We start from the raw sequence: 26961 nt of genomic DNA, 5'->3' as shown, positions 1-26961 counted from the left end.
GTTTCTGTAAAAATGTGAGGTATCCATGGCTTTTGTAACTGTAAACGGCGCGGAAATATATTATCAAACGTATGGAAGAAAACGACCAGGTCAGGCTCCCATTTATCTTATTCATGGGGCAACTGGAACAGGGCATTCCAATTGGAACAAGGTCGCCCCCCAGCTCGCGGAGGATTTTTATGTGATCGTGCCGGACTGCCGCGGGCATGGTCGGTCCACCAACCCGAATATGACCTATTCCTTCAAGGAACTCGCTTCAGATGTGGCTGGTACGATCCGTGCGCTTGGGTTTGAACGCGCGCATGTCATCGGACACAGCAATGGCGGCAATATCGCATTGGTCACACTCGTTGAACATCCTGATGTGATCCAAACCTGCATACCACAGGCAGCCAATGCGTGGGTGAGTCCAGACCTGGTCGAAAAAGAACCGCCCATTTTTGACCCGGACTTCATTCAACGCGAACGCTCGCTCTGGTATGAAGAGCTGGTTAATCTTCATGCGCCGCTTGGCGAGAATTACTGGCGCGATCTTGTTTTAATGACCGTGAAGGAGATTATCAGCGAACCGAACTATACACCCGCAGATCTTGCCAGGGTGAGCCGCCCTACTTTGATGATCCAAGGTGAAGTGGACAGGGTCAACGCGCCGTATAAACATGGTCAATTCATCGCGCGTTATATTCCTGCGGCTGAGGCATGGATTCCCAAGGGAATTGCACATACTGTCCACGATGAGATCATGACGGAGTGGCTTGAACGTGTGCGTGATTTTATTGCGCGGCGTGGAACAGATGCGAGCGAGAAGTTGTATCGCTATCGTCTTGAACGTCATCAAGACAGTCGCAAAGGCATTTTTGATCCGCGATTAAATGCCGATGGTGTATTGATCGGTACGGTTTTGAATGAGGAAATGCAGGCAGAGGTTTTGAAGGTCCTGGATGTTCCTCCGGTTGAGAATAAATTGAAAGTGTTGATTACAAAAGAAACACCATGGGCGCTGATCAATCGTCCGCTAGAGGATGTCCGCCGCAAGCCGTCGATCCTTGCCGAACGGGTCAGCCAGGCACGGATGGGGGAGTCTGCGCGAGTGATCGAAACAAATGGGGATTGGAGCCTGGTCCGCCTGGAGCATGATGGATATTCAGGATGGGTTCATTCTGCATCACTGCATATTTGCGCCGAGAGTCATGTCCGCACTTTTCAAAGTCAGTGCAATGTGATCGTATCCGCTGTCCTGGCAGAAGCGCAGAACGACGAGGATGTCCTGGTGCAGAGAATTCCCTTCGCCACGTTGGCATATCGGGTGGATGAAAAAGAGGCGCTTTCGTTCCTCCAATTGCCGGATGGGCGGATATGGAAAGTCCGCAGTCAGGATCTGACTCCTCTTGAAAATCGTCCCACGACAAACGAAGATGGGATCAAGCGAACATTGGATCTGATCCAGCGCTTCTGTGGCGTGCCATATCTATGGGGCGGGCGCACTCCGTATGGTTTTGATTGTTCTGGTTTGGCTGGTACGTTCTACTCATTCATGGGTGTAACCATTCCACGCGACGCGGATCAACAATATCTCGCGGGTGAAGTGGTGGAAGGCACGCCTGCGCCTGGAGATCTGCTTTACTTTGGGGAGAAGAATGAGGACGATGACTCAGTTCACATCAGTCATGTGGCGGTTTCGCTTGGCGGTGACCTGTTCCTTCATTCCAACGGAGCGGATTGGGGAACTTCATACAACTCGTTTGACCTGGCGAGCAAGATATACCGCAAGTGGCTGCATGAGAATTACCGCGGTGCACGGAGGTTTCGATGAAACTTTCAGTTCAACCGATGACGCTGAATTTGAAGACAACATTTCGCGTATCGCATGGCGCAAGTGACCAGCGCCATAATGTGCTCGCGGTGATCGAACACAATGGCTTGGTTGGGTATGGGGAGGCGGCGGCAGTGTTCTATTATGGCGATACTCAGGAGAGTTTGTCCGCGTATATCAATGCACTTCCGCCATTGGGCGACGATCCCTTTTTGCTGGAAGAAATATTGAACTCGCTTCCACCCGGCCCCCATGCGGCGCAGGCGGCTGTTGATATTGCCTTGCATGATCTGTGGGGAAAGATGCTCGGTCAGCCGCTGTATCGTTTGTTCGGGTTGAAACCCGCGCCTCTGCATCAAACATCATTTACGATCGGCATTGACACTCCTGAGGTAATGGCTCAGCGTGTAAAGGAATCGAACTACCCTGTCATCAAGGTCAAGCTAGGCCCGGATGATGCCGAAGCAACAGTGGCGGCTATCCGTCAATCAACGAATGCGCGTTTGCGCGTGGATGCCAATGCCGCCTGGACGCCTGAGCAGGCTTTGGAGTTGATCACGCGCCTGTCGCAATATGATCTTGAATTGATCGAGCAGCCCCTGCCAGCCGGTGATGTGGAATCTTATTCGTGGCTGCGTGGTCAGTTGCGCGCGCGCGGCGTGCCGACGCCCATTTTTGTAGACGAAAGCGTGAAGACATCCCATGATGTTGCCGGCTTACGCAGGCGCTGTGGATGGGGTGGTTGTTAAATTAATGAAAACGGGCGGCTTGCGTGAAGCGCTGCGAACAATTCATACAGCCCGCGCGAATGACATGAAAATCATGCTTTCCTGCATGATCGAGAGTTCCGTGGGTGTGACCGCCGCAGCGCATCTTGCCCCGCTTTGCGATCATCTGGATCTGGACGGACCTTTGTTGATCGGCAATGATCCATTTAGTGGGATTCGTTATGACGGCGCAAATTTGTTCCTGCCTGAAGGTCCAGGTTTGGGCGTGCTTCCAATAAGCAAATAGTACAGATGTTAAGCAATATTAATAGAAACAAAAAAGAATCATTGAAAAATGGTTCTCTTTTTGTTGTACCTGGTTTGAAATCTTTTGCTCAACGTTAATCGTTTATCGTTGTTATAATTGCGGCGTTATGATTCATATCCTTAAATATTCTCACGCGCGACTTTGTATTGGCAGGCGATCATGAAAAAAACACTTCCCCTTGTGCTCTTACTTTTTATTGTCATTTCTGCATGTGGAATTTCTCAACTGGCAGCACCGACTGAAACTCCCACTGCCGAGGTTGTGACCCCCCTTCCTTCGCCGACGGTTACTCCCGAGCCGCGCTCTCTTTCGATCTGTCTGGGACAGGAACCCAATTCCCTTTATCCATTGGGTGATCTGAATGCGGCAGCGCGCAGTGTCCTGGCTGCCATCAATGACGGTCCGATCGATACGATTGGATATGATTATCAGCCTGTGATCATTACGCGGATACCCTCCCTTGAAAATGGCGACGCTGAGATCGTCAGCACACCAGTGCAGGTTGGGGGGGAGGTGGTGGATGCGGACGGTAATCTGGTCTTCTTGAACACGGGTGTCCGTGTCCGTCCTTCTGGATGCCGCGCCGATGATTGCGTCATTACCTATGACGGCACCACTCCGCTTGAAATGGATCAAATGGTCGTGAAGTTTACTTTGCGCCCAGACCTGACCTGGGCCGATGGCACGCCGCTGACTGCGGACGATTCTGTTTTTGCATTCACGCTCGCGACAGGTCCTGATGCGGCTGTAAAGTCTGTTTTGGTTGAACGTACACAAACCTATGAGGCCACCGACCCGCAGACCCTCCAATGGTGGGGCAAGCCTGGCTTCATTGACCCCACGTATTTCACGAATATTTGGGCGCCAGCGCCGAGGCACGCCTGGAGCCAATTTTCAGCCCAGGAATTACCTGACATTGATATTGCCTCGCGTTCACCGATCGGATGGGGTCCCTATATGGTCGATGAATGGGTTGATGGCGACCACATCACCTTGGTAAAGAATCCATACTATTTCCTTGCCGCAGATGGCTACCCCAAGTTTGACACGCTCACGTATCGATTCATCGAAGACCCGAACATGGCTCTCAGCGAGCTGGTTGCCGGACGCTGTGATATTCTCGACCCAACCATTCGGCTTGATAATTTCGCAGGTCTGTTGCAGGAAATGCAGTCTGGTGAACAGGCTCAGGCTTTCTTTGTGCCCGGTATGACCATCGAGTGGCTTGGGCTTGGCATTACCCCCGCATCTTACGATGATGGATATAGCCCGGCGCGTGAGGGAGACAGGCAGGATATTTTTGGCGATGCGCATACGCGCCAGGGCATTGCTTATTGTCTTGATCGCGAGGGAGTTGTCAAAAATGCCCTCTATGGTCTAACAACTGTGCCATCAACATACATCCCAGCGGGACATCCCGTTTATGACCCTAATTTAAATGCGCTAGCCTATATACCTGAAACCGGCATCTCCCTGCTCGAACAAGCCGGCTGGCGGGATGTGGACGGCGACCCGTCCACGCCGCGCACAGCCGTCAATGTGGAGAATGTAACTGCGGGCACGCCCCTGCAATTAAATTACTACACAACGACCGCCACACAGCGCAGACAGGTGGCGGACATCCTTTCGAAATCGCTTGCCCAATGCGGCATCGGACTCAATGTGCAATATTTATCGCAAAACGATCTGTATTCCCCCGGACCGCAGGGACTTCTTTTTGGACGCCGCTTTGACCTTGTTCAATATGCGATGGGAGTTGACAGCATTGAACCTCCCTGCGGCTGGTTCACTACGAATGAGATTCCCACAGCTTCCAATTCATGGGTCGGCACGAACTTAACCGCCTATAAAAATGAGGAGTTTGATGCTGCCTGCCGCGCAGCCCAATTGACGCTGCCGGGCGATGCCTCCTATGTCGAATCATACCGCCAAACACAGGTGCTTTTCTCGACCGAACTTCCCGCCATTCCACTTTATTACCGTCTGCGGATCGCCGCCGCCCGTCCCGACCTTTGTCATTTTGATCTCGACGCGACTGCCAATCCGCTCTGGAATATCGAAGCCTTTGACATGGGCGAAGCCTGCAAGGATTGATCCGCTGTTCTCCTAAAAGGCGATACTGTTCAGATCGATCATAAATTTAAAAAAGTAGGTTTATTATGGATCGTACTATATTGATCGTTGACGATCATCGGGATATTTTACGTTTGCTCCATTCTGCGCTGGATACGCTCAAGCTTAAGAAAATAAAAATCTATGAAGCCCCATCCGGCGAAGAAGCCTTGCTTGAATCCACACGCAATAAGATCGATTTATTGATCACAGATTACAAACTACCGGGCTTCAGCGGCATGGACCTGATGCACAAGATCCGTGTGCGTCATCCGGACGTACAGATCATCTTTATCACCGGCGTTGCCGATCGGAATGTGCGTGAAGAGATGCTTAATGCCGGGGTCTCGGCAGTATTTGACAAGCCCATTCCCTTAAGCGATTTTTTGGATGCGGTTGAACGCAGTCTTGGGCTTGTGCAAACGATCTTTCCCTCTGAAGGAAAAGATAAAAAAATAGAAGGGCGTCACGCCGTACTTTCAGACCTGCTTGCCAATTTTAGGCAGGATATCAAGGCCGATGCTGTCTTCCTGCTCAATGACCGTGGTCTCGTCCAGGTGCGCGCCGGTAAATTGCATGATGGCAGCATGGAAGTTTCGCTTATTTCCACCCTGATGGCGATCCATGGGGCGAGCCTGAAAGTTGCCCGTCATAATCATCAGGACACGATCGACTCGTATCATGTCTTTTCCGGCGGCGATCACGACCTGCTTTTTATCCCGGTTACTCCGCTGTATGCCTTGCTGGTGGCTGGCAATAAACTTGCCACTGCGGAACGAATCCTCGAGAGCGTCAGCGCTTTACTGGCGCTACGCAAGCAGGTGGAACGTTCGCTTAAGTCGATGGGTGTGACTGGTGAACTCCATCTTTCGCATGTGGATGTAAAACCCGCCCCATTGTCTGTGCCCGAGCCTGATCCTGTTCAAGTGCAAGAATCGCCGGTTGATGCCGTTCCTTCGCCGGAAATGGAGGCGCTTCTGAAGAATGCATCTGCAAACACGACATCCGACGATACTGACGATTTCTGGAATCAGGCTGTCGAAAAACTTGTTAATAAACCGGTTAATTCTGATGTCATGTCAATGGAAGAGGCACGCAAGCTCGGACTTATTCCGGATGGAAATTAAAAAGTTGTGATACAATTTTGCGCGCACTGGGGTATGGTGCAACGGCAGCACACCAGCCTTTGGAGCTGTGGATCTTGGTTCGAATCCAGGTACCCCAGCCTGACAAACCCGTCCAAGCGGGAATTCTTTTCAAAACAGGATTTATACGGATCAGCCCGTGTAGATCCTGTTTTGGTTGAGGTGACATCATGAGAGTAACAGCCATCCTGCTCGCGGCCGGGCAGGGCACCCGTATGAAATCGTCCCTGCCGAAGGTTTTGCATCCTGTCGCAGGCAAGCCCATGATCTGGCATGCGTTGGAAGCGATCAAACAATCCACGACCGAGAAACCGGTTGTGGTGGTCGGTCACGGCGCGGATGAAGTAATAAAATACCTGGGAGACTCCGCGCAAACTGTTTTGCAGGAGCCGCAATTGGGGACTGGACACGCCGTCATGCAAGCCGAAGCCTTGTTGAAAGGTAAAACGGAACTGGTGGTTGTCTGTTACAGTGATATGCCCTTGCTGCGCGGTGAGACTTTACAAAAACTGGTTGAAACACAAAAGAATAACAAGGGGCCAATCTCGATGCTGACCGTTCACGCCGACAATCCGCGCGGATTTGGCCGCGTCATCCGCAATGATGATGGAACTGTGTCGTCCATCGTGGAAGAATATGTTGCCACGGCGGAACAGTTACAGGTCAAGGAATTGAACGTGGGCGGGTATTGTTTCGATGCGGATTGGTTGTGGGATGCGCTGAGCCGCATCCCAAAGAATTCGAAAAAAGGTGAATATTATCTGACCGATACCGTCGAGCTTGCTGCCAAAGACGGCTTGACCGTTCAAGCCACCGTGATGGATGATCTTGAAGAGACGATCGGGGTGAATACGCGCGTACATCTCTCGGAGTGCGAAACGGCGATGCGCAGGCGCATTAATCACGAGCATATGTTGAACGGTGTCACGATGGTTGATCCTGCCTCCGTCTATATTGATATTGGTGTGACGATCGGAGTGGATACGGTCATCATGCCGAATACATACATTCATGGAAAGACAGAGATCGGGGAATGCAATGTGGTCGGCCCGAATTCCATCGTTCGCAATTCAAAGATCGGAAATCGCTGCAAGGTGCTGGCTTCCGATTTGGAAAGCGCGGTTCTGGAGGATGATGTGGATATGGGACCTTTCGCGCGCTTGAGAAAGGGCGCGCATTTGGGTAATCATGTTCACATGGGCAACTTTGGCGAGGTCAAGGATTCGTATCTTGCCGCTGGCGTGAAAATGGGACATTTTTCCTATATAGGCAACGCGCAGATCGGCTCGAATACCAACATCGGCGCGGGGACGATCACATGTAATTATGACGGCGAGAAAAAACATGCCACCGAGATCGGCGAGGATGTTTTCATTGGCTCAGATACCATGCTTGTCGCGCCGCTTAAGATCGGGAACGGCGCGCGCACAGGCGCCGGCGCGATCGTGACAAAGAACGTGGCGGAGGATACCCTGGTGGTGGGTATGCCCGCGCGCCCGATCAAAAAATTGGAAAGAAAAGTGAAGAAGTAGAATAAACCAGAGGATTCTATCTTATGAAACTTACGAACGAAGAACGCCGGTCCATGATCGACCTTGCCAATGAGGCACGCAAACACGCCTATGTGCCATATTCCAAATACCCAGTTGGAGCGGCAATACGAACAAAGAGCGGACGGTTATTTACAGGCGTGAATGTTGAGAATGCCGCCTATCCACAAACCATGTGCGCCGAACGTGTCGCGATCTTCAAGGCTGTCTCTGAAGGCGAGTCTGAATTTGACGTGATCGCGGTCGTTACGAACAATGGCGGCTCTCCCTGCGGCGGATGCAGGCAGGTCATGGCTGAATTTGGACTGGATACGATCGTCTTAATTGCGGATGGAAATGGGGAATTAAAAAAAGAAATGACGGTGGCCGAAATATTACCCGAGGCATTTACGCCGAAACATTTGTTGTGAAAGCAGATAAAAACGCAGGCAGGGAAACAAGCACACATCTTTGTCCGCTTGTTCATCCGCCTGCTTTTGTACGTGTATACTTCATCCCATGACCGAACCCCGCTCTTTCCGCGTTTCTGCTGTTGTGCTTCGCCATAAAGATTGGGGTGAAGCCGACCAGCTGCTGACCATCTATACTCGCGAACTGGGAAAGGTGCGCGCTGTTGCCAAAGGCGCGCGCAAGATCACTTCACGTAAGGCGGGACATTTACAGCCGTTCACCCATGTGACTTTACAACTTGCGCGCGGACGTGACCTGCTGATCGTGACGCAGGCTGAAACTGTCAATGCCTTTTTAGCCATTGGCGCAGACTTGATGAAGACTGGCTATGCTTCCTACGTGATCGAGTTGTTGGATCGTTTCACTTATGACGATGATGGCGGACATCCTTCAACATTCAAACTGCTTGTTGAAACACTTGACCGCCTCGAAAAAGAATCCGATGCGTGGGTGGCGGTCCGCTACTATGAAATGAGATTGTTGGATTATGTCGGCTTTCGTCCGCAGATGTTTGAATGTGCCAATTGCGGGCGCGAGATCCTGCCTGAAGATCAGTTCTTCTCGTTCAGCGCGGGCGGTGTGATCTGTCCGCGCTGCGGGGTGGGACTGTTGAATATTAATAAAATTTCGGTCGAAACACTGAAATATTTGCGTCACTTCCAGCGCTCCACATATCGCGATGCCTCCCGCGCCAATCCGGGTTCTGAAGTCAAGAAGGAAGCGGAAATCTTGATGCAGGGATATTTCACTTATTTGCTGGAACGCGAGTTGAACACGCCGGGCTTTATCAAGCGCGTTAAGTCCTGATCCGTTTTCCCCAATTTAAAACAAAAACCCATGCGACAAGAATAACGATCGGTTTTAAGAACCGCCATAATAGGATCTGGAACCAGCGCCACTTAAGCGGATAAATGATCTGCGTAATGACCCAGCGCGCGAATAATGTTTGACCAAGCCCGCTCCATACGAGCCGACGCTTGTATCCGCTAAATGAAAATTCGCCACGCCGAATCGACGCCCTGATCTCCTGCGCCGCAATGGCGCCGTATCCCAACGCCATACTGATGCCTTCGCCGAAGATCGGGTCTGCTCCCACGGCGTCACCAACCAGCAATACGCGTGGAACTGAAATAGGATTGAACGGGTCATACCAGCGGATGGGATGTCCCTTGAGCTCATGATCATCGAGGTTGAATCCATGCCGCGCCATTTCATCGGCTAAAGGTTTCTTAAGCGGCGGACGTTCCTGGTCTGCAAGCAGGTTCGTATCATAGATTCCCCAGCAGCGCATTGGCTCGCCGTTGATTTGCGTAGGAAAGTCCCATACATAACCCGCGATATTATCTGGTACTGGAAAGAAATCAAAGTAGGCCTGGCTTGTTGCGAGGGATGTCGTTGCGAAGGTCGTTCTTCCCAAGATTGCTTCGTCCTCGTAATGATGGGGTAGTTCTGGAGTAATCACTTCCAACACCTGCGCCGTATAAACTGGCGTGTTTGGCAAAACACTTCTGTGTGTAATTCCATTTGACCCGTCCGCGCCGACAACGATCTGTGCACAGAAATTTCCCTGGTCGGTCTCAACGGTTACGCCATCTTTGTCAGGGATAATATTTTTTACAGTAACGCCTTCTCGAATTTCGATCCCTGCTTCACGAGTTTTCTTTGCCAGCCAGTGGTCGAACTCGTTACGGCGGATCACGCGGATGGTGTGACTCTTTGGCACGCTGATCTTGATGCCCCTGCCCTCAAACTCAAAATGCGCCGCGGATGCATCCACATGCGGGACTTCGCTGACATCCAGACCGAGTCGCTGTAAAATAATTTCTGCATCTGCGACAAGCCCGCCGGCGCACAGTTTTGGGCGTGGGTAATGCATCTTTTCCAGGATCAGGATTCGATGGGACAGATGCGGGGCGATCTTCGTCAGATGTAATGCGGTGGAGAGTCCGCTTGGTCCGCCGCCGATGATCAGGATGTCTTTTTCCATTCCCTAATTTTCCCACATTTTATTTCATCATTGCGAGCCGTAAAGTGCGCGACTCGCAATGACGAAATATATTTTTAATCCGCAGCGGCTGGAGTTGTGACTGCGCTGATGTTCCCTTTCCAGAAGAATGCCCAATACATAAACACCGAGATGGTGTATAGAATGATCGTGCCAATGAACGGCGGACCAAATCCATAGCGCACTTGCAGCCAGCCGCTGATGGTGGGACTGAATGCCCAGCCGAAATTCCACGCCATGCTGGTCAGGCTTGCGACAGTGGCGCGTGCGGACGGTTCAACGTGTTCCATGATGAAAGTTTGATAGACGGGTGAACTCATATTCATTAATGAGAGACGGATGTAATAACTCGCAGCGCCGACCCAGACGATGGGGGAGAAGCCAAGCAGGATCAAGAATGGGATCGAAAGCGCCTGCGTAATCACCACCAACTGTATCTTGCCTGTGCGTTCGGCTAGCGGCGGCGCGATCAACAGGCCGACGCCCATCGCCAGTGATCCCCATGCGAACAATGTGCCGATGACCGTATCTGGTTGATTATGAACAACGCGAAAGAAGACATTCATGAAGGGCATGATCAACCCTGCCCCGAGTGAGGTAAGAAGCATGGGCAGAATTAACTTGCTCAGCAGGAGGGGATTTTTTGCCGCATATTGAAATGGGGCGAACACTGCACGTTGACTCTTCTCGAGTTTTGGTGAGGCGAGCGACAGCAGCGGGATGATCGCAATCGCCGCGCCAATGCCGATGATGAATATGGAATTGCCATAGGCCGTGCTGCTGGTCGCGGTCACATTTTGGGCGTTGCCCATCCATGTCGGGAGATAGCCGCCGACCCAGTTGCCGACAGATGCCATGGTCATCTGCAGGCCCTGGCCGAAACTGAAAAGATAGGTGCGTTCTTTTTCGTCGCTGTTCTCCATCAAAAATGGTGACATTGTTACGCCAGCCAAACTTTGCGCGAGGCCGGAAACAATGTTCATGGCGTAGAACATTTCTTCAGACGGCCAGATCGCCATTGCCAGAATGGAGAAACTCAACAGCCCGCCGGAAATGATCAACGAACCTTTGCGCCCGATCATGTCCGCAAGGTAGCCCAGTGGAAGAGCGGCCAGTAAAGCGACGAAACTGCTGGTTGTGATCAGGTTGCCGAGCATGGCTTCATTGAAGCCGAGACTGAGCACAAAAAAATTGAACAACAAACGAAAGACGCCCATCACGCCGCCGGTGATGATGACGTTTAAAAGATACATACGCGCGTTCGGTTTGAAGGCGCGTATGTGCATCCCATATTCATTGACCAGATGCGATGGGTTGAAGTTCATTTTTGGTCTTTGATTATTCATTCCTGATCGTTATTCCCGGGTTGGATCGTTTTGTAGAAAGGACGTCAGATTCTCGAATGCGCCTTCAAGCGCCTGCTTGCGGATCGCGTATCGTTTTTCTTCATGTTCAAGTGAAAGTTCGACGAGACTTGCAAGGCGTAACTCGCTCAAATGGTGAGTCACTGTTGGCGGGCGCAATTGCAATCGGCGGGCAAGCTCCGTGGGCGTCAGGCTTTCGCGTGAAAGATAGAAGAGGATCTTCAATCGTGTCGGGTCTGCCAATGCTTTGAGAGAACGCACCAGACCATCAGGGACCGTTTCGCCGGGGATGACTGACATATTCACAGGCCGCGCACCGAACACGATCAGCTGGGTGTCTGCATCCAGTTTTTCGAACAAAATAAGCGGCGTCGTCCAGAAGGCGGGGGCGAACACCAGCCTGGAGGCGTGGAATTCCTCTCCCAATTGAACGCCTTGTGAAAGTTCCATGAACAATTCCTGGACTGACAGGCGGGTTGAAAGATCCTTTGCGTGGTCCAGACCGGCCTGGAGGGCAGGCCTGATCCGCTTTTCTTCCTCTTCAAAAAACGCCTGATAGTAAGATTGCAACGCCGAGAGAAAGCCGTCTCCCAATTCATCGGGGCGGCTCCACCAATCGAGAGCGCGTTCCAGAGAGTCTCTCTTTAATGACCTGCCTGGTTTTTTACCAAAGACCTTCATAAAAAAATCAGCATCTTGAAGTGTCCATTGGCGGCTGTCGGCGATCCTTAACAGTGTTTCGTTGAACTGTTTATGCTTTGCCGACATTTCTGTTCCATCATCTTCACATGGCTTGTCAACTTCTTGAAGTTTGATCATTCGTTGTGAGGAGGGAATCTGTTTCAATGCCCAAAGTGCGGTGATGGCGTCTTTGGGCATTGGCAGGTTGCTGATCCAGGACATCGGCACGCCGGTCAGCGAGTACACATCTTCCAGTAATTTTCGCTCCGCTGCGGGAATGCGCGAGCGTACACCGGCCGCCCACGAAGCGCGAATTCCAAACTGATCTGGATTGTGCAGGACGTGCAGGCTGATGAATAATTCGTAAGCGGTGCCGAAGTCCCATTGGATGGTGGGGGAGAAGTTGGCTTCGTTGGTCATGGCTTCCTGATTAGATCCCTGTTATTTCTTCTTTAATTTTTTGCCGATCGAAATCAACATCTGGCCGGTGTTGCGGTCAATGTGGTCGTTGAAAGGCGGGATGTTTACGAACATTTTTCCGATCGTTTCGAGGATCTGCCCGGTCTCATGCGTGAACAGTTCGCGCACATTGCCAGGGTGAGTATGCATGGGGTCAGACAGATCTGAATCAGCCGTTGATCTTTGCTTCTCGATAAAATTGTTGATCATGGCGAACTCCTTTCACTAATAAAGACCAGTTTAGGCATTTGACTATGTTAGACGTATGTCTAATTAGATATTAGTCTAATAAAATCGGTTTGTCAATAGGAAAATGAGATTCCCGCTTCATTTATGACCTTTTGCCTGGTCTGGTCAACGAGAATACTGGTCCCCGCTTTTGTTATGCACTAGAAGCGGCGCTGTCCTTTTACGAATCCATGCGCTGGGAATTTGACTTAGAACAAGTGTTCTAATATAATACCCCTCATGTTTCTTCTACCCCGCCGTCTTCGAGCATTATTCAAAAAGAAAAAGGGAGATGATGAATCGCGGATATTTTTACAGGATGAGCAGATCATTATGCTTGTAAAAAAGGTTGCTGAACAGCAGGGTCGTTCAGAAGAAGAAGTTATCACCGACTTTACCAAAGCCGGCTGGAACCAATTGCAGCACATAACCGAATTGGAGGAACGGTGGGATTCTTTATCCCACCGTGAACAGCAGGTCGTTGCATTGATCTGCCTCGGCCACAGGAATTATCAAATCGCTGAAATATTGGTCATAGCGCCGGAAACTGTGAAGACCCATTTACAAAATATATTTGACAAGTTCAATTTACGCAGCAGCAGGGAACTTCGCCTTGCGCTACGGGACTGGAATTTCGCAGAGTGGTGGGAGCAAGATCGGCAGGCGTAGGACTCTCATTCGGTCTCCTGCCCATATTTGGGTCAACCATTGGTTGACTGCAACAATCCCCCGTGAGGGGATTGTTCTTTAAGTCCATTTGAGCTATTTTGTGAAAGCGGCTTATCGTTAGATGATCACACTGTTTGAGGATTTATAAATGAAAATATTGAAACGAGCGCTCAAGGTATTTCTTATTCATACCCATCGTGACAGGAAAGCTGTCCACGAACTTTACTCCTGTCTTGTAGAAGATGGAATAAGCCCGTGGCTGGATTCAGAAAGGTTGCTGCCCGGCCAGGATTGGAGACATGAGATCCGCAGGTCAATTCTCATGAGTGATATCGCCATTGTGTGTTTGTCCAGAAGGTTTATTCGGCATCACGGATATTGTCAGGAGGAATTGAAGATCGCTCTGCAAAAGGCGAAATTGCTATCAGATGGCGAGGTCTTCATTATCCCTGTGCGGTTGGAAGAATGTGATGTGCCTGAAGCCTTGCTCCGCTGGCATCGTGTGGATTTGTTCTCTACGGATGGTTACACAAAACTTTTTCGTTCACTAAGAGCCCAGGTTGAAGTGGATAAAAAATGATTCCCATGTCCCAATTCAAAGCACTGTATAATTTCAAAACGTTAATTCCGAGGATGGTGATATGAGTGAAACCAAACGATCCATTAGATTATTCATTTTTATATTGACTGGCATTTTGTTATTGGGTGTCATTTTTGTGGCTGGGTTAATGACAATTTTTACACCTATAAGAACGAAGAGCGTACCATCTGCCCAAACGGTAACAGGCATCTCAACCCCTTTGGCTGCTGAAATTATGGATGCGAAAGGTGTCCCCATGCGCCTTGTGCCCGCGGGGGATTTCATCATGGGCAGCGATGACGAGATGGCTCGTGATGCCCAGCCTGCTCGCACAGTTAGCCTGCCGGACTTCTATATGGATCTCTATGAGGTGACGCGGGCGCGTTATAAGGACTGTATCGATGCCGGGGCATGCAGCGACAACCTAAATATTCCCAACTTTGAAGATTACTTTAAAGATTCCAACTTCCCAATGTCAGGACTGAACTGGGAGCAGGCAAAAGCCTATTGCGAATGGCGCGGCGCACGCCTGCCGGGTGAAGCGGAATGGGAGAAAGCCGCGCGCGGGACGGATGGGCGTACTTATCCATGGGGAGAGGAATATGACCCGGCGTATTTTCAAACGCAGGCTGGCGGTCCCCATGAGGTTGGAAGCTATGAAAAAGGCAAAAGCCCGTATGGAATGTACGATATGGCGGGTAATGGCTGGGAATGGACGGCGGACCCGTTGACAGTGTATCCGGGTAACCAGGGAGACCACAGCTACTACCGCGAGACGGATCGGGTTTTACGCGGCGGCTCGTGGGATCATCCCGACCGTTACATTGTCAGTACCTGGTACCGTTTTGCCAGCAATATGGGAGACAATTCAGGCTATATCGGCTTTCGCTGCGCAAAGGATGCCCCGTAAAACATCCCATCATGTTGATATATTCAAAAGCCAGTCCGCTGCGGGACTGGCTTTTCGTTTCCGCGCTTACCATATTCACCGTCCAAATAATTTTGGAAATATAATTGCCGAATGAAATTTGATCCCAAAATCCATCATCGCCGTTCAATTCGCTTGCAGGGATATGATTACTCTCAGGCAGGCGCATATTTTGTGACCATTGCCACGTGGCAACGCGAGATGTTGTTTGGTGAAACCGTAGATGGGGATATGCAATTGAACGATTTTGGGAAAATTGTTTCTGAAAAATGGCAATGGTTGGAAACACAATATGAATATGTGGAATTGGGCGCATGGGTTGTAATGCCGAATCATTTCCATGGAATTTTGGTAATCCATGATGATGGTAGGGGCGGGTCGCGACCCGCCCCTACGCCGACCAAACGTAAATCCTTGGGTGGATTGATCGGCGCATTCAAAACGGTCTCAACCAAACAGATCAATTTGTTGCGCGATACCGAAGGTCAGGTTGTCTGGCAGCGAAATTATTACGAACACATCATTCACAGCGAACCCGAAATGGATAGGATTTCCCGTTACATCGAAGCCAATCCTTTGCGATGGGCGGACGATGATGAAAATCCAAATCGTGTTCGCCCGTTGTAGGGGTCGTTCGCGAACGACCCCTACAATTGACGTATAATCACCCCATCGTGGATATGACACCTGAATCCCAACGCCCCCTCAAAGTCTTTCTCTGCCACGCCCACGCGTGGCCGTGACCCCGTGCGCGGACTTTACACCCGCCTGACCAAGATATGATAGCTTGAATTAAACCATCATGAAAAAAATGTGTGAATCTAACCAGGTATTTATGAAGAGCAAAATAATACTCTCAATTGTAGTTATTCTTTTAGCTTCGCTTGGGTGTAAAACAGTTTCTAATGTGAATATTCCATTATCAACAGCGACGATGACATTAATGTCTCCAACAAATACAGCCAATGTCACTGAACAGGTTTGGGCACAGCTTATAATGGTAGACACTGAGGATGAAGCTGTACAGGTGCTTGATCGCTTGGGTAAAGGTGAAGATTGGAACAAAATTGCGGCAGAGGTATCAACTGATACAAATACTGCTGATATTGGCGGGGACTTAGGATGGTTTGGCAGAGGTGTAATGGTTAAAGAATTTGAAGATGCTGCTTTTTCTTTAGAGGTTGGTGCGATAAGCCAGCCAGTAAAAACTGATTTTGGTTACGCTATTATTCGTGTTCTTGGACACGAATTTCGTTCTGTGAATATAACTGCGACACCATAGTTTATTTCTTAAATAAGTCAAAAACTTTTTGAAGAAGAATTAACTTCCCCCGTCGCGTGAAGCGTAATTCGTTCATCAGTTATAATCCCCTAGCACCTCAATCGTAAATCCCAAATCGACAATCGGAAATCGTAAATGACGAAACCCTCCTCCTTTCAAGAAATCATCCTCAAACTTCAAGACTTCTGGGCATCGCACGGATGCCTGATCACACAGCCCTACTACACCCAGGTCGGCGCAGGGACGATGAACCCTGCCACCTTCCTGCGCGTGCTCGGACCCGAGCCGTGGAACGTGGCGTACGTCGAGCCGTCTGTCCGCCCCGATGACGGGCGTTACGGCGAGAACCCCAACCGCTTCCAACTGCACACCCAGTATCAGGTCATCCTCAAGCCCGACCCAGGCAACCCGCAGGAACTTTACCTCGAGTCGCTCAAAGCCCTCGGCATCGACCCGCGCCAGCACGACATCCGCTTCGTGGAAGATAACTGGGAACAGCCCGCCATCTCCGCGTGGGGCTTGGGCTGGGAGGTCTGGCTCGACGGGCAGGAGATCACGCAGTTCACCTACTTCCAGCAGATGGGCGGCGTGGCGCTCGACCCCGTCTCGGTCGAGATCACCTACGGGCTCGAACGCATCCTCATCGCGCTCAACAACGCCAAAGCCATCTGGAACGAGGAATACGGCGCAGGCGTCACCTACGGCGAGATCCGCCGTCAGGAAGAGTTCGAACACTCCAAATATTATTTCGAGACCGCCGACGTCGAACGCGTCCGCGCCATGTACGACCTCTTCTCCGCCGAAGCCGACGCCTGTCTCGCGCAGGGTCTGATAGTCCCCGCGCACGACTACGTCCTCAAATGCTCGCATTGCTTTAATATTTTAGATACACGCGGGGCAATTTCTGTTGCTGAAAGACAGGCATTTTTTAGGCGCATCCGCGAACTGGCGAAAGGTGTTGCGGTAAGTTATGGGGAGCAGCGTAAAGGACTCGAATATCCGTTACTCAAAGAAAGTCAAAAGTCCGGAAACGTTCAACATAGTGGCTTCCGACTTCGTCCTTCATCCTTCGTCCTTCCTCCTTGAAATTGGCGTTGAAGAATTTCCCGCCAACGATGTGGATTCCGCCTACGAGCAACTCAGCCAACGGATCCCTTCCTTGCTCAAGTGAACTTAGACTCGACCACGGAAATATTCGCATCTTTACTACCCCAAGGCGGATCGTTGTTTCCATTGACTCTCTCTCCCCGAATCAGCCAGACCGCGAAGACCTCGTCAAAGGTCCGCCCGCTGATAAAGCCTTCGACAAAGACGGCAAGCCCACGCAAGCCGCGCTTGGTTTTGCGAAGAAAAATAATCTCGACCCTGCCACGCTCGAAGCCCGCGAGATCGACGGCGGAAAATACGTGGCGGCTGTCGTCAAACAAAAGGGACGCCCCACCCCCGAAGTCCTCGTGGATGCGTTGCCCAAATTGGTCGAAAGCATCAAGTTTGAAAAGTCCATGCGTTGGAACGACTCAGGCATTGCCTTCTCGCGTCCCATCCGCTGGTACGTTGCCCTGCTCGGTGACATGGTCATCCCGTTTGAATATGCTGGCGTGGTATCTGGCAACATCTCCCGCGGACTTCGCCCCTACGGCTCGCCTGATATCACCATCCCTTCTGCTGAAAAATATTTCGACGTGATCCGCGAAGCAGGCATCCTGCTTGATAAAGAAGAACGCAAAGCCTCCATCGTCGAACAGGTCAACCAAGCCGCAGCCTTGCTTGGCGGCGAAGCTATCATCGAAGAAGGCTTGCTCAACGAAGTCACCAACCTAATCGAAATGCCCACCGCTGTCATGGGCGGCTTCAATGAAGAATTTCTTTCATTACCAAGAGATGTTTTGATCTCTGTAATGAAGAAACACCAACGGTATTTTCCTGTCCGCAAGGTAGGGGCGCAGCATGCTGCGCCCCTACTCCCGAATTTCCTCGCCATCCGCAACGGTGACGACATTCACATCGACACCGTTCGCGAAGGAAATGAGCATGTTCTCGGCGCGCGCTTTGCCGATGCGAACTTCTTCGTCCGCGAAGATGTCAAACTCAAGCTCGAAGAATATCGTCCCAAGTTGTCCGCGTTGACCTTCCACACCAAACTCGGCTCCATGCTCGACAAATCCGACCGCATCTTGAAACTCGGCGCGGAAGTGGGCGCGATGCTCGGCTTCAAAGGTGTGGACGAGATCAAGCCGCTCGGGCGTGCAGTCTATCTTGCCAAAGCAGATCTGGTGACTCAAATGGTGACCGAAATGACTTCGCTGCAAGGCATCATCGGCGGCGAATATGCGCTGCGCTCTGGTGAGTCTGCTGATGTAGCGTTGGCAATTTCTGAACAATATCAGACCGTGCCGCAAAGCAAGGTTGGTGTGGCGCTTGCTCTCGCAGACCGCATCGACTCGCTCGTCGGTCTCTTCGGCGCGGGGCTCGCTCCCACAGGCGCGAAAGATCCATTCGGTCTGCGCCGCGCCGCTATTGGTGTCGTTCAACCGCTCATCGAACACGGCATGGACTTTGACCTCGCGCTCATTGTTCAAAAGTCCGCGAAGACTCAGCCGCTCGAAGTCACTGCCGATGCGCAGAAACAAATTCTCGAATTCATCGCAGGTCGCTTGAAAGTAGTCCTCGGCGACATGGGATTCAAGCACGATGTCATCGAAGCCGTGCTTGCGGCGCAATCAAATAACCCTGCGGGAACTGTCCGTGCGGTGAAGCAACTGTCCGCTTGGGTGGGACGCGAAGATTGGTCATCCATTTTGGACGGCTTCGCCCGCTGTGTCCGCATCCTGAGATCGCAGACCGTGGACAATGGACAGTGGACCGTAGATGAGAGTAGATTCGTTGATAAGGAAGAGAAAGACCTTTATCAGGCATTCCAAAAGCGTTCAGCGTTCAACCGTCCACCGTCGACGAATTTCTAGAGATCGTCACAAAACTCATCCCATCCATCACCGCCTTCTTCGATAAAGTGCTGGTCATGGCGGAGGATGCGAAAGTAAAAGAGAACAGGCTGGGCTTACTGCAGAAGATAGCGGGTCTCGCGAACGGGGTGGCGGACCTGGGCAAACTCGAAGGATTTTAGGATTTACGGGAACAAGTCAACACTTGTTCCCGTCTTTATTTAATAAGAGGTGCCATGAATAAAATCCGTACAATTTTCCTGATTGGCATTTTAATGCTCTGTGCCTGTGCCAGCCCTTCACCGGCTGCGCCTCCTGATGTTCCCACCCCTGATCCAACTGTAACTGCAACTCTCATACCAACAAGCCTGCCACCTTCAATTACACCTGCTCCTGTAATAATAATGCCGCCAGGTTTTTCGCCGATCATGTACGGGAAAAAATATGATGCAAATACCTTTTTCTTCCTGCTCGGTGGGGTGCTTGGCAGTGACTGGATCACGCCGGAGGCCGTGACCGGCCAGTTTGCCGCGGAGTGGGACTATGATGTGTATACCTTGTCTGAGAGACTTCAGGTCCACGGCTTTGCGCCCGATTTTTCGCTGCCCAATCAGCTGTACACAATTGGAACAGATGTAACGGTGGATAAAGCCGGGATGGTGGCGGTTGCAAAAGGATGGCCAGTTTTACAGCGTAGCGTGGAAGAACTTTCATCTGAAAATGTGTTTTACCAGCAGGTTGTTCTGGATTGGTTGAAAGTGGAAGGAGTATCCGCGCCCGAATCTGGACTTCTCACGATCTTCCGAGTTGATCTCGAAGGGGATGGCGTGGATGAGATTTTCATCAATGCGGTTCATCTGGATGAATCACAGCATACAACGAAAACCGGGGATTATTCGATCGTCCTGATGCGCAAGGTCGCGGGGAATGATGCGGTCACTGTGCCTGTTGTGGCGGACGTGTATCGGTCACAGGAAGCGCAGATCACTTTCCCGAAGACATATTCCACGACCAATTTTATCGACTTGAATCAGGATGGGGTTTTGGAGATCGTTGTTGGTATTGAGAAATGGGAAGGAGATGGGGCGGTGGTCTATCAGGTCAACGGGCAGGAGGTTGTGGAATGCCTGAGGCTGGAGTAGTAATATGAAAACCATCGCTCACAATCTGACGAAGTATTTTCTTTTACCATTGATCCTTGCCAGCCTTGCATGTTCATTTGGAAATTCCATTGCAACGGAACCTGCGCAGGAAACTTTACAGGATTTGGATGACCTGACGGGTCCGCGCATTGGATATAACGGCATCCGCTTCGTGCTTGACCCTGGGCTGGGTTCACAGCTCCTTGCTTATGATGAAGAGATCGCTTCACCCTCCGGGCAGGTGGCGCATTACACCCGTTTTGCATTGACGGCTGAAGAGTATTGTCAGACTTGGTGCCTGATGGTGTACCCGGTCAGCGAGTTTGAGCAGGCGTTTGGAACATTCATCTTTCCGCCCGACGGATACGGCGGCGGGGCAGCGATTGTGTTCAGCGCGCAGGAAAAGACACTGGAATTTCAAAATGGCAGCGGCGAGCGGGCCTTGCAGGCCTTTGGACAGATGTCATATTTTGTGGGGAGCGAGGCGTTGAAGTATGTCTATCGCGGTATGAGTAGTGACGGAAAAATTGCCGTGTATCTACAGGTGCCGGTGCAGGCGGATGCCCTGTTCTTTCCGACCCCGACCCTCCCGGTCAGCGGGAATGTACAGGAGGGGATTTCTGCACACAACCGTCAACTTGCCAAATCTTTGAATGGGCTTGATGCGTCAGCGTTCAAGCCCGATCTGACTGTGCTCGATGAGTTGGTATCTTCCATTCAAATACAAGTCAAAGAATAGTCACCAATAATTACTGAATCTAAAAGGTCAGCAGGACGGATACAATGCTGACCTTTTTTGAGTTGATAATTCGGACAAAAATGGTTATAATTAGGGTGGTTCGAGTTTAGATTTTTGTGGTGTATTTTCCATATTGTGGCAGGTATTCGACATACACCTGTTGCAGCCAGATAAAAAGGAGAATCAAAATGTCCAAATCGATCGTTCGAATTGTTTTTGCTGTATTGATCAGCGTTGGCGCCATTGCGATGGCTGCCTCCACCAGTGTTCAGGCAAAAGTAAAAACTATTTTGCAAAAGCCGGGAGCAAGCATGAGCGCCTCTGTTTCTGCGAAAGATCAAGCCTTTGGAAAAGCCGGCGGGCGTGATCGCTATCAGTTCCAGCATGAATTCGGTTCAGGCGAAGGCCATGATTGCGGTTCTGATCCGACATCAGATTACTAAACCTTGATATTGCAAAAATAAATTTACTGGTAATTCTTGATCTAAACGGGACGGATTGAAACTCCGCCCCGTTTTCTTATTCTTAAAGTCCCGAGGGTGGAATTATTTCTTAATTTGCCAAATCGCTGAATACGTCTATAATTCAACCACCCTATGTCCACCATTGATGAAGTCAAATCCAAAATAGATATCGTAGACCTTGTGTCTGAAGCGGGCGTTAAGCTGCGCCACGCGGGCAGGAACTATACCGGATTCTGTCCGTTCCACGATAACAAGCACACGCCGGCGTTTGTGGTCTGGCCGGAATCTGGGACATGGCGCTGTTTTGGTCAATGTAACGAAGGCGGGGATATTTTCAAGTTCGTGATGAAGCGCGAGGGCTTGGATTTTAAAGATGCGCTGCAAAAATTGGCAGACCGCGCGGGGGTGAAAGTTGAATCCTTTGTTGCGGAAAAGCCTGAAGTCAAGGAAGCGCATGAGCATCTGCGTATCCTGCTTGAAGATGTGGTCATTTATTATCGAAGCCTCCTGTTTAAGAATAACGAGATATTAACTTACCTGCGTGAGAAGCGTGGATTAACCGATGCGACCATCGAAACCTTTGGTTTGGGATACGCCCCGCTGGGATATGATAATCTGCACAAACACTTCCTGCCCAAAGGATACAGCGAAAAGGATCTGATCGACGCGGGCATGTTGTCTGTGCGTGATGCGGAGGATGAGCGTAACTCGCAGCATGTGACCCGTTCCTTTGACCGCTTCCGCAACCGCATCATGATACCCATTCGGGATGAACAGGGGAAGATGGCGGGCTTTGGCGCGCGGATTGTTGACCCGACCGATATTCCAAAATTCCTGAATTCCCCTGAAACGCCGATCTTTACAAAAGGAAAGATCCTTTACGGATTGGACCGTGCCCGTAAACCGATCCGCGCCGCTGATCAAGCGGTCATCGTCGAAGGCTATCTTGATGTCATCGCACTGCATCAGGCGGGATATGAGAATGTGGTCTCGCCGATGGGCACGGCGTTGACGGAAGATCAATTGCGTTTGCTCAAGAAGCTATCACGACGGATCGTGCTGGCGCTTGACCCGGATACTGCCGGGCAAAAGGCCGTCCTGCGCGGATTGGATGCCGCCCGTTCGGCAATGGATCGTGAGGGCGAACTTGGTTTCGATGCGCGCGGATTGCTCCGCAATGAAGCTCGTTTGCAGGCTGACTTGCGTGTCGCTTCCATGCCTGATGGTCTTGACCCTGATGAGCTTGTGGCGCGTGATAAGGAAGAGTGGAAGCGCTTGATCGAGAACGCGAAACCCATCGTGACACATGTAATGGATTCGCTGGCGGTCGGTCAAAACCTTAATGACGCAAAAGTAAAGAATCAAATTGCCGCTCAGGTGATCCCTTTAATTGAAGATCTGCCCAATGCCTTGGAGCGCGATACCTATCGCCAGGCATTGGCACGCATGTTACGGGTTGATGAACGTTCATTGATGAGCGCTCAGGTCCGGGGTCCGGTTATGAGGCGCAAGCCGCGGACTGTGATCCAAAAGATGCAGCCAGATAGATCCATCATGGCGGTCAATCCTAATTTAAAGATCGAATCGTATTGTCTGGGAGTTTTACTGCGCAAACCCGATCTACTCTACCGTCTTGATAAAAGTTTTCAGGAATTTGGTTTAAGCCCTCTGGCTGCCGAAGACTTCGAGTATACTGACCATCAGTTGTTGTTCGGTGTTATGCGCCTGGCGGTCGAGCAGGATGAGAACGATCATCATCAATACGTCACCAGTCATCTGCCTGAAACGATCAGCGATCTTTCAAAGGAACTGCTGGCGCAGACGGAAAAGCTTGAAGTCGTGGATGATAAGGTTCTGGAAGATCTGTTGGCGCGTTTCATTGACCTGCGCCGCGCCAATGCGATGGTGAATAATATTCAATTGCGATTCCTGCAGGATGAAGATCAGCAGCAGGGAGGCGCAAATATAAAAATGTATCAAGAACAGAATTTAAGGTTGGCAAAACTGCTTCACAATCTGGATCAAGCCAAAAGAAAAATGTCATTAAAGCGGCAGGCGTGATCAAGCCATGCTTTGGGTGACTCCAAAAAATAAGATCTTTTTGCAGCCATAAAGGGAAAGGGAACCAATCATGCCCGCAAAAGCAAAAGCCAAAATCAAAACGAAAATAAAACCCGTGAAAAACTCAAAGCCAAAAAACAATGAGCCTTTGCAGGTTGTTGAAGCCAAATCAGAGGAAGGGCAGGCCCAACATCTGGTGAGTTTCTTTTTAGATACGATCGATGAGGAAAATGTTATTCCACTGGATGGCATCCCAGGCGAGCTTGTCGAGCTGGATGACACATTGCTCGTGGAACCCGAGGAAAATGTTGAAGACGTTCTGAAATTGCACTCGCGCGAACTGGCTGGCGATCTTTCCGAAGACCCTGTGCGTTTATATCTGCGCGAGATCGGCCTTGTAAAACTGCTCGGCTCTGATAGTGAGTTTCGGCTTGCCACGCTCAGTGAAGCCGACCGCCACCTGACCACCCTGCGAAAGTTGAAACAGCGCAAAGGCGTTTCCCTGGCCTCCTCGATCTATCACTCCCTGCTTTTGGAAATGCTTACTTCCTGGGACCGCCTGATCGAAGATACCGAACAGCTTGACCATGAACTTCCGAATCTCGCCTTGATGATCGCCGAATCCCAGTCCCTTCACGCGGGCTGGGAATTTGATTCACCCTCCTACTTCCGCGCCTATTTGGATAACGGTCATTGGGGAGTGGATCATCTTTGGGATAACCTGGCCCGCCATGCTTATAGCGTCTTTCTTAACCTATACCTGCTCCCATTCAAATATGCCGAGTGGCTGCTGACTTATGTCCGCGCCCAGAACGTATTTCCGTCCCAGCGCATCCTCTACCGCAGTCTGCCCTCGGACGAAGAGCTGTTGGCCGAAATGGATGCAGCGCACGCCCGCGCAGTGGAAGGAAATCAAGCCCTCATCCGAGCGAACTTACGGCTGGTGGTGAGCGTTGCCAAGCGTTATCTTGGGCGCGGCATGTCACTGCTGGATTTGATCCAGGAAGGCAATATGGGCTTGCTGCGCGCGGTCGGAAAATTTGATCCGCGCCGTGGTTTCAAATTCAGCACCTACGCTACCTGGTGGATCCGCCAGTCCATTAACCGTTCCATTGCCGAACAGGCGCGCACCATTCGAATCCCTGTGCATTTGTTCGAATCCGTCTCACGCATCCTGCGCGCACAAAGACATTTGACACAAACTTTGGGGCGCACCCCAAACAACGCCGAACTTGCTCTGGAAGTGGGATACCTCTCAGCTTCTGATATGCAAATGATCCTGCAAGCCCATACAGAAAATACGCCCATCAGCCCGGACATCGTACAGCGTTTGGAGGAAGCCTCGCAAAAGGTGAAGCGCGTGCTTCGCTCAGCGGAAGAACCTGTTTCTCTGGAAGGCCCGGTCGGGGATGAAGATTCCAGTTCCCTCGGCGATTTTATTGAAGATGAAGACGCGCCTTCCCCGATGGATTCTGCCGCCCGCGAAATGCTTCGTGAGCAGGTCCAGCGCACACTCGCGGCGCTCTCTGAACGCGAGCGGGATGTGCTCGAACTGCGCTTTGGACTTAAAGATGGAAGAGAACATACGCTTGAAGAGGTGAGCCGCTATTTCAATGTGACCCGCGAGCGTGTGCGCCAGATCGAGGCGAAAGCCCTGCGGAAATTACGACATCCCGTTTATAGCCGCGAACTGCGGGATTATCTCGGAGATTGAAAGAAAAGACACAGTTCTGCTGTGTCTTTTCTTAATAAAACTCATTATGACTAATATCATCATTTTTGTGAAAAGTGACACTTTCTCTATTTCCTCAAAGTTTCTTATGATATACTACGCCGAACGTGCCAGATTTCACGCACAAATTCCACACACCAAGAGGTGTTTATGTTATTGGAATATATAGCCATTGCAGTGATGATCGCGGTAGCCACATTAATTGCGGTCATCGCGATAAGTTTGGGGGAGTTGTTTGGTCCACGTAAAAATTCAGAAGCAAAATCCATGCCTTATGAATCGGGTATGAACCCCTACGGTGAAGGGACGCGGCGCATGCCGGTCCGCTTTTATTTGATCGCTGTATTGTTCATCCTGTTTGATATTGAAGTGGTGTTCTTTCTGCCTTGGGCGATCGCTTTTCGCAAGCTGGGAATTTTCGGCTTGCTTGAAATGGTCGTCTTTATCGTTATTTTATTAATAGGGTACGTGTACGCCTGGAAAAAAGGAGCGCTGGAATGGGAGTAGAGCAAAAACTTGGAAATATGGGCGTGGTCACCACCACGCTTGAAGGTGTTGTCAATTGGGGGCGTACCAATGCCATGTGGCCGATGTTGTTCGGGCTGGCCTGCTGCGCCATCGAAATGATGTCCGCGCAATCTTCAGCCTATGACATGAGCCGCTTCGGCATGGAACTGATGCGCGCCAGTCCGCGCCAGTCTGATCTGATGATCGTGGCGGGACGGGTCTCGAAGAAAATGGGACCGGTCCTACGCCGCTTGTACGATCAAATGCCCGAGCCGAAATGGGTGATCGCCATGGGCGATTGCGCTTCCTGCGGCGGTGTCTTCAATAATTATGCCATCTATCAGGGCGTGGATGAAGTAGTGCCTGTGGATGTTTTTGTGGCCGGCTGTCCGCCGCGCCCCGAGGCTTTGATCCACGGCGTCATGACCATCCATGAGAAGGTCAAAGGCGAAACATTCAAACAGTACACCGAAAAGTACAAACAAACCACTTAATCCCATTTCATCTGCTCTCGACGGCGTCTCGCCGCCGGGGACGGCGGCTGGAGCATACATATTTATGGATAAAAAACTTGAACCCATCGTAAAAGCGATGCAGGAAAAATTCAGCGCGACCCTGGAAGAGTTTCGCGATGAAGTGCATCTGTTCGTGAAGCCGGAGCAGATCATTGATGCGCTGACCCTTTTGCGCGATGAATATAATTTTGAATTGCTTTCGGCGATGACGGCGGTTGATTATTACCCGCAGGCGACCCCGCGTTTTCATCTGGTCTATCAACTTACTTCGATCGTCAAAAATCTATCCGTGCAGATCAGAGTCCCAGTAAACGGGAGCAGCCCCAAGGTCCCGACCGCGACGCAGTTGTTCGGCGTGGCAAATTGGCGTGAGCGCGAACTCCTCGATATGTTCGGGATCGAATTCGAAGGTCATCCCGATCCGCGCCGCCTTCTATCGCCCGAGGATATGGTAGGGCATCCGCTTCGAAAGGATTTCCCGCTTGGGTATGAAGAGCCGCAATTTACTTTTAACTTCGATGAGATCGATCTTCGCAAGCCGTACGCAAAGGAATAGTT

At 50.8% G+C, this 26961-nt stretch carries 27 protein-coding genes, 1 tRNA gene and 2 pseudogenes; 25 read left to right on the top strand and 5 right to left on the bottom strand.

Translation table 11 applies throughout. From position 1 onward, the window contains the following. Positions 1–25: 25 nt before the first annotated feature. The 9 genes from IPL17_RS25925 to recO all read left to right on the top strand — a co-directional run bounded on the left by IPL17_RS25925 (position 26) and on the right by recO (position 8912). Positions 26–1813 (top strand): alpha/beta fold hydrolase, encoded by a 1788-nt coding sequence (locus tag IPL17_RS25925; protein ID WP_345309987.1) that lies wholly within the window; start codon positions 26–28, stop codon positions 1811–1813. Beyond that, on the top strand, positions 1810–2562 hold the full coding sequence (locus IPL17_RS25920; RefSeq protein ID WP_345309986.1) for a dipeptide epimerase: 753 nt from the start codon (positions 1810–1812) through the stop codon (positions 2560–2562). The genes IPL17_RS25925 and IPL17_RS25920 overlap by 4 nt, the downstream gene beginning before the upstream one ends. Then, positions 2516–2827, top strand: a complete 312-nt coding sequence (locus IPL17_RS25915) for an enolase C-terminal domain-like protein (protein WP_345309985.1) — start codon at positions 2516–2518, stop codon at positions 2825–2827. Before IPL17_RS25920 ends, IPL17_RS25915 begins: the two co-directional genes overlap by 47 nt. Before the next feature lie 180 nt (positions 2828–3007). Next, a complete protein-coding gene (locus tag IPL17_RS25910; RefSeq protein WP_345309984.1) occupies positions 3008–4942 on the top strand; it encodes an ABC transporter substrate-binding protein in 1935 nt (644 codons plus the stop codon). Between the two features lie 65 nt (positions 4943–5007). Beyond that, positions 5008–6087 (top strand): response regulator, encoded by a 1080-nt coding sequence (locus IPL17_RS25905; RefSeq protein WP_345309983.1) that lies wholly within the window; start codon positions 5008–5010, stop codon positions 6085–6087. Positions 6088–6114: 27 nt separating this feature from the next. Further along, positions 6115–6185 (top strand) — tRNA-Gln (locus IPL17_RS25900). A gap of 90 nt (positions 6186–6275) precedes the next feature. After that, positions 6276–7637 (top strand): bifunctional UDP-N-acetylglucosamine diphosphorylase/glucosamine-1-phosphate N-acetyltransferase GlmU, encoded by a 1362-nt coding sequence (gene glmU / locus IPL17_RS25895; RefSeq protein ID WP_345309982.1) that lies wholly within the window; start codon positions 6276–6278, stop codon positions 7635–7637. 23 nt (positions 7638–7660) lie between these two features. Next, the gene (gene cdd, locus IPL17_RS25890; RefSeq protein ID WP_345309981.1) at positions 7661–8065 is read left to right on the top strand and encodes a cytidine deaminase; all 405 of its coding nucleotides are present in this window, start codon (positions 7661–7663) and stop codon (positions 8063–8065) included. Between the two features lie 88 nt (positions 8066–8153). Continuing rightward, entirely contained in the window at positions 8154–8912 is a 759-nt protein-coding gene (gene recO / locus IPL17_RS25885; RefSeq protein WP_345309980.1) for a DNA repair protein RecO, read from the top strand. Here recO and IPL17_RS25880 read toward each other — a convergent pair. The 4 genes from IPL17_RS25880 to IPL17_RS25865 all read right to left on the bottom strand — a co-directional run bounded on the left by IPL17_RS25880 (position 8902) and on the right by IPL17_RS25865 (position 12824). Continuing rightward, complete coding sequence (locus tag IPL17_RS25880; RefSeq protein WP_345309979.1) at positions 8902–10092, bottom strand: NAD(P)/FAD-dependent oxidoreductase; 1191 nt, start codon at positions 10090–10092, stop codon at positions 8902–8904. The two genes, recO and IPL17_RS25880, sit on opposite strands and share 11 nt — an antisense overlap. Positions 10093–10166: 74 nt before the next feature. After that, entirely contained in the window at positions 10167–11456 is a 1290-nt protein-coding gene (locus IPL17_RS25875) for an MFS transporter (protein WP_345309978.1), read from the bottom strand. Positions 11457–11465: 9 nt separating this feature from the next. Further along, positions 11466–12575 (bottom strand): winged helix-turn-helix domain-containing protein, encoded by a 1110-nt coding sequence (locus IPL17_RS25870; protein ID WP_345309977.1) that lies wholly within the window; start codon positions 12573–12575, stop codon positions 11466–11468. A 21-nt stretch (positions 12576–12596) separates the two neighbouring features. Further along, positions 12597–12824 (bottom strand): hypothetical protein, encoded by a 228-nt coding sequence (locus IPL17_RS25865; RefSeq protein WP_345309976.1) that lies wholly within the window; start codon positions 12822–12824, stop codon positions 12597–12599. A 258-nt stretch (positions 12825–13082) separates the two neighbouring features. Here IPL17_RS25865 and IPL17_RS25860 point away from each other — a divergent pair, with 258 nt between their 5' ends. The 7 genes from IPL17_RS25860 (at position 13083) to glyS (ending at position 19264) form a co-directional block, all read left to right on the top strand. Further along, on the top strand, positions 13083–13511 hold the full coding sequence (locus IPL17_RS25860; protein ID WP_345309975.1) for a helix-turn-helix transcriptional regulator: 429 nt from the start codon (positions 13083–13085) through the stop codon (positions 13509–13511). A 148-nt stretch (positions 13512–13659) separates the two neighbouring features. Next, positions 13660–14091: a toll/interleukin-1 receptor domain-containing protein gene (locus IPL17_RS25855; protein ID WP_345309974.1), complete on the top strand. Its 432-nt coding sequence runs from the start codon at positions 13660–13662 to the stop codon at positions 14089–14091. A 61-nt stretch (positions 14092–14152) separates the two neighbouring features. Beyond that, positions 14153–15001, top strand: coding sequence for an SUMF1/EgtB/PvdO family nonheme iron enzyme (locus tag IPL17_RS25850; RefSeq protein WP_345309973.1), 849 nt, complete (start codon positions 14153–14155; stop codon positions 14999–15001). Positions 15002–15112: 111 nt separating this feature from the next. Next, positions 15113–15646 (top strand): transposase, encoded by a 534-nt coding sequence (locus IPL17_RS25845; protein WP_345309972.1) that lies wholly within the window; start codon positions 15113–15115, stop codon positions 15644–15646. A gap of 208 nt (positions 15647–15854) precedes the next feature. Further along, positions 15855–16301, top strand: coding sequence for a peptidylprolyl isomerase (locus IPL17_RS25840; RefSeq protein ID WP_345309971.1), 447 nt, complete (start codon positions 15855–15857; stop codon positions 16299–16301). A 135-nt stretch (positions 16302–16436) separates the two neighbouring features. Then, positions 16437–17387 carry a glycine--tRNA ligase subunit alpha gene (gene glyQ / locus IPL17_RS25835; RefSeq protein WP_345309970.1) on the top strand — a complete coding sequence of 317 codons (951 nt, stop codon included), beginning with the start codon at positions 16437–16439 and terminating at the stop codon, positions 17385–17387. Positions 17388–17395: 8 nt separating this feature from the next. Next, positions 17396–19264, top strand: coding sequence for a glycine--tRNA ligase subunit beta (gene glyS / locus IPL17_RS25830; protein WP_345309969.1), 1869 nt, complete (start codon positions 17396–17398; stop codon positions 19262–19264). 196 nt (positions 19265–19460) lie between these two features. Here the strand turns inward: glyS and IPL17_RS25825 are convergent, their stop codons facing one another. Beyond that, positions 19461–19673, bottom strand: a complete 213-nt coding sequence (locus IPL17_RS25825; RefSeq protein WP_345309968.1) for a hypothetical protein — start codon at positions 19671–19673, stop codon at positions 19461–19463. On the opposite strand from IPL17_RS25825, the gene IPL17_RS25820 reads away from it, so the two are divergent. The 9 genes and pseudogenes from IPL17_RS25820 (at position 19672) to IPL17_RS25780 (ending at position 26959) form a co-directional block, all read left to right on the top strand. Beyond that, entirely contained in the window at positions 19672–20385 is a 714-nt protein-coding gene (locus tag IPL17_RS25820) for a hypothetical protein (RefSeq protein WP_345309967.1), read from the top strand. The two genes, IPL17_RS25825 and IPL17_RS25820, sit on opposite strands and share 2 nt — an antisense overlap. Before the next feature lie 4 nt (positions 20386–20389). Continuing rightward, positions 20390–21124 carry a hypothetical protein gene (locus IPL17_RS25815; protein WP_345309966.1) on the top strand — a complete coding sequence of 245 codons (735 nt, stop codon included), beginning with the start codon at positions 20390–20392 and terminating at the stop codon, positions 21122–21124. Positions 21125–21312: 188 nt separating this feature from the next. Continuing rightward, on the top strand, positions 21313–21567 hold the full coding sequence (locus IPL17_RS25810; protein WP_345309965.1) for a hypothetical protein: 255 nt from the start codon (positions 21313–21315) through the stop codon (positions 21565–21567). 153 nt (positions 21568–21720) lie between these two features. Beyond that, the gene (gene dnaG / locus IPL17_RS25805; protein ID WP_345309964.1) at positions 21721–23649 is read left to right on the top strand and encodes a DNA primase; all 1929 of its coding nucleotides are present in this window, start codon (positions 21721–21723) and stop codon (positions 23647–23649) included. Positions 23650–23719: 70 nt separating this feature from the next. Next, positions 23720–24088: pseudogene (locus tag IPL17_RS25800) on the top strand (sigma-70 factor domain-containing protein); the annotation flags it as partial. 486 nt (positions 24089–24574) lie between these two features. Beyond that, a pseudogene (locus IPL17_RS25795) lies at positions 24575–25363 on the top strand (sigma-70 family RNA polymerase sigma factor); the annotation flags it as partial. Positions 25364–25531: 168 nt separating this feature from the next. Beyond that, positions 25532–25888, top strand: a complete 357-nt coding sequence (gene ndhC / locus IPL17_RS25790; protein ID WP_345309963.1) for an NADH-quinone oxidoreductase subunit A — start codon at positions 25532–25534, stop codon at positions 25886–25888. Continuing rightward, positions 25879–26382 (top strand): NADH-quinone oxidoreductase subunit B family protein, encoded by a 504-nt coding sequence (locus IPL17_RS25785; protein WP_345309962.1) that lies wholly within the window; start codon positions 25879–25881, stop codon positions 26380–26382. Before ndhC ends, IPL17_RS25785 begins: the two co-directional genes overlap by 10 nt. A gap of 64 nt (positions 26383–26446) precedes the next feature. Continuing rightward, a complete protein-coding gene (locus tag IPL17_RS25780; protein ID WP_345309961.1) occupies positions 26447–26959 on the top strand; it encodes an NADH-quinone oxidoreductase subunit C in 513 nt (170 codons plus the stop codon). Positions 26960–26961: the final 2 nt, after the last annotated feature.

The organism is Candidatus Villigracilis saccharophilus, assembly GCF_016711665.1.
Note: the sequence above shows the minus strand (reverse complement) of the source record. Positions and strands in the feature narration are given on the sequence as shown.

Excerpts from the sequence above, each read along its gene's own strand:
- IPL17_RS25925 (WP_345309987.1), top strand. The coding sequence starts at position 26 with ATGGCTTTTGTAACTGTAAACGGCGCGGAAATATATTATCAAACGTAT.
- IPL17_RS25920 (WP_345309986.1), top strand. The coding sequence starts at position 1,810 with ATGAAACTTTCAGTTCAACCGATGACGCTGAATTTGAAGACAACATTT.
- IPL17_RS25915 (WP_345309985.1), top strand. The coding sequence starts at position 2,516 with ATGATGTTGCCGGCTTACGCAGGCGCTGTGGATGGGGTGGTTGTTAAA.
- IPL17_RS25910 (WP_345309984.1), top strand. The coding sequence starts at position 3,008 with ATGAAAAAAACACTTCCCCTTGTGCTCTTACTTTTTATTGTCATTTCT.
- IPL17_RS25905 (WP_345309983.1), top strand. The coding sequence starts at position 5,008 with ATGGATCGTACTATATTGATCGTTGACGATCATCGGGATATTTTACGT.
- glmU (WP_345309982.1), top strand. The coding sequence starts at position 6,276 with ATGAGAGTAACAGCCATCCTGCTCGCGGCCGGGCAGGGCACCCGTATG.
- cdd (WP_345309981.1), top strand. The coding sequence starts at position 7,661 with ATGAAACTTACGAACGAAGAACGCCGGTCCATGATCGACCTTGCCAAT.
- recO (WP_345309980.1), top strand. The coding sequence starts at position 8,154 with ATGACCGAACCCCGCTCTTTCCGCGTTTCTGCTGTTGTGCTTCGCCAT.
- IPL17_RS25880 (WP_345309979.1), bottom strand. The coding sequence starts at position 10,092 with ATGGAAAAAGACATCCTGATCATCGGCGGCGGACCAAGCGGACTCTCC.
- IPL17_RS25875 (WP_345309978.1), bottom strand. The coding sequence starts at position 11,456 with ATGAATAATCAAAGACCAAAAATGAACTTCAACCCATCGCATCTGGTC.
- IPL17_RS25870 (WP_345309977.1), bottom strand. The coding sequence starts at position 12,575 with ATGACCAACGAAGCCAACTTCTCCCCCACCATCCAATGGGACTTCGGC.
- IPL17_RS25865 (WP_345309976.1), bottom strand. The coding sequence starts at position 12,824 with ATGATCAACAATTTTATCGAGAAGCAAAGATCAACGGCTGATTCAGAT.
- IPL17_RS25860 (WP_345309975.1), top strand. The coding sequence starts at position 13,083 with ATGTTTCTTCTACCCCGCCGTCTTCGAGCATTATTCAAAAAGAAAAAG.
- IPL17_RS25855 (WP_345309974.1), top strand. The coding sequence starts at position 13,660 with ATGAAAATATTGAAACGAGCGCTCAAGGTATTTCTTATTCATACCCAT.
- IPL17_RS25850 (WP_345309973.1), top strand. The coding sequence starts at position 14,153 with ATGAGTGAAACCAAACGATCCATTAGATTATTCATTTTTATATTGACT.
- IPL17_RS25845 (WP_345309972.1), top strand. The coding sequence starts at position 15,113 with ATGAAATTTGATCCCAAAATCCATCATCGCCGTTCAATTCGCTTGCAG.
- IPL17_RS25840 (WP_345309971.1), top strand. The coding sequence starts at position 15,855 with ATGAAGAGCAAAATAATACTCTCAATTGTAGTTATTCTTTTAGCTTCG.
- glyQ (WP_345309970.1), top strand. The coding sequence starts at position 16,437 with ATGACGAAACCCTCCTCCTTTCAAGAAATCATCCTCAAACTTCAAGAC.
- IPL17_RS25820 (WP_345309967.1), top strand. The coding sequence starts at position 19,672 with ATGTACGGGAAAAAATATGATGCAAATACCTTTTTCTTCCTGCTCGGT.
- IPL17_RS25825 (WP_345309968.1), bottom strand. The coding sequence starts at position 19,673 with ATGATCGGCGAAAAACCTGGCGGCATTATTATTACAGGAGCAGGTGTA.
- IPL17_RS25815 (WP_345309966.1), top strand. The coding sequence starts at position 20,390 with ATGAAAACCATCGCTCACAATCTGACGAAGTATTTTCTTTTACCATTG.
- IPL17_RS25810 (WP_345309965.1), top strand. The coding sequence starts at position 21,313 with ATGTCCAAATCGATCGTTCGAATTGTTTTTGCTGTATTGATCAGCGTT.
- dnaG (WP_345309964.1), top strand. The coding sequence starts at position 21,721 with ATGTCCACCATTGATGAAGTCAAATCCAAAATAGATATCGTAGACCTT.
- ndhC (WP_345309963.1), top strand. The coding sequence starts at position 25,532 with ATGTTATTGGAATATATAGCCATTGCAGTGATGATCGCGGTAGCCACA.
- IPL17_RS25785 (WP_345309962.1), top strand. The coding sequence starts at position 25,879 with ATGGGAGTAGAGCAAAAACTTGGAAATATGGGCGTGGTCACCACCACG.
- IPL17_RS25780 (WP_345309961.1), top strand. The coding sequence starts at position 26,447 with ATGGATAAAAAACTTGAACCCATCGTAAAAGCGATGCAGGAAAAATTC.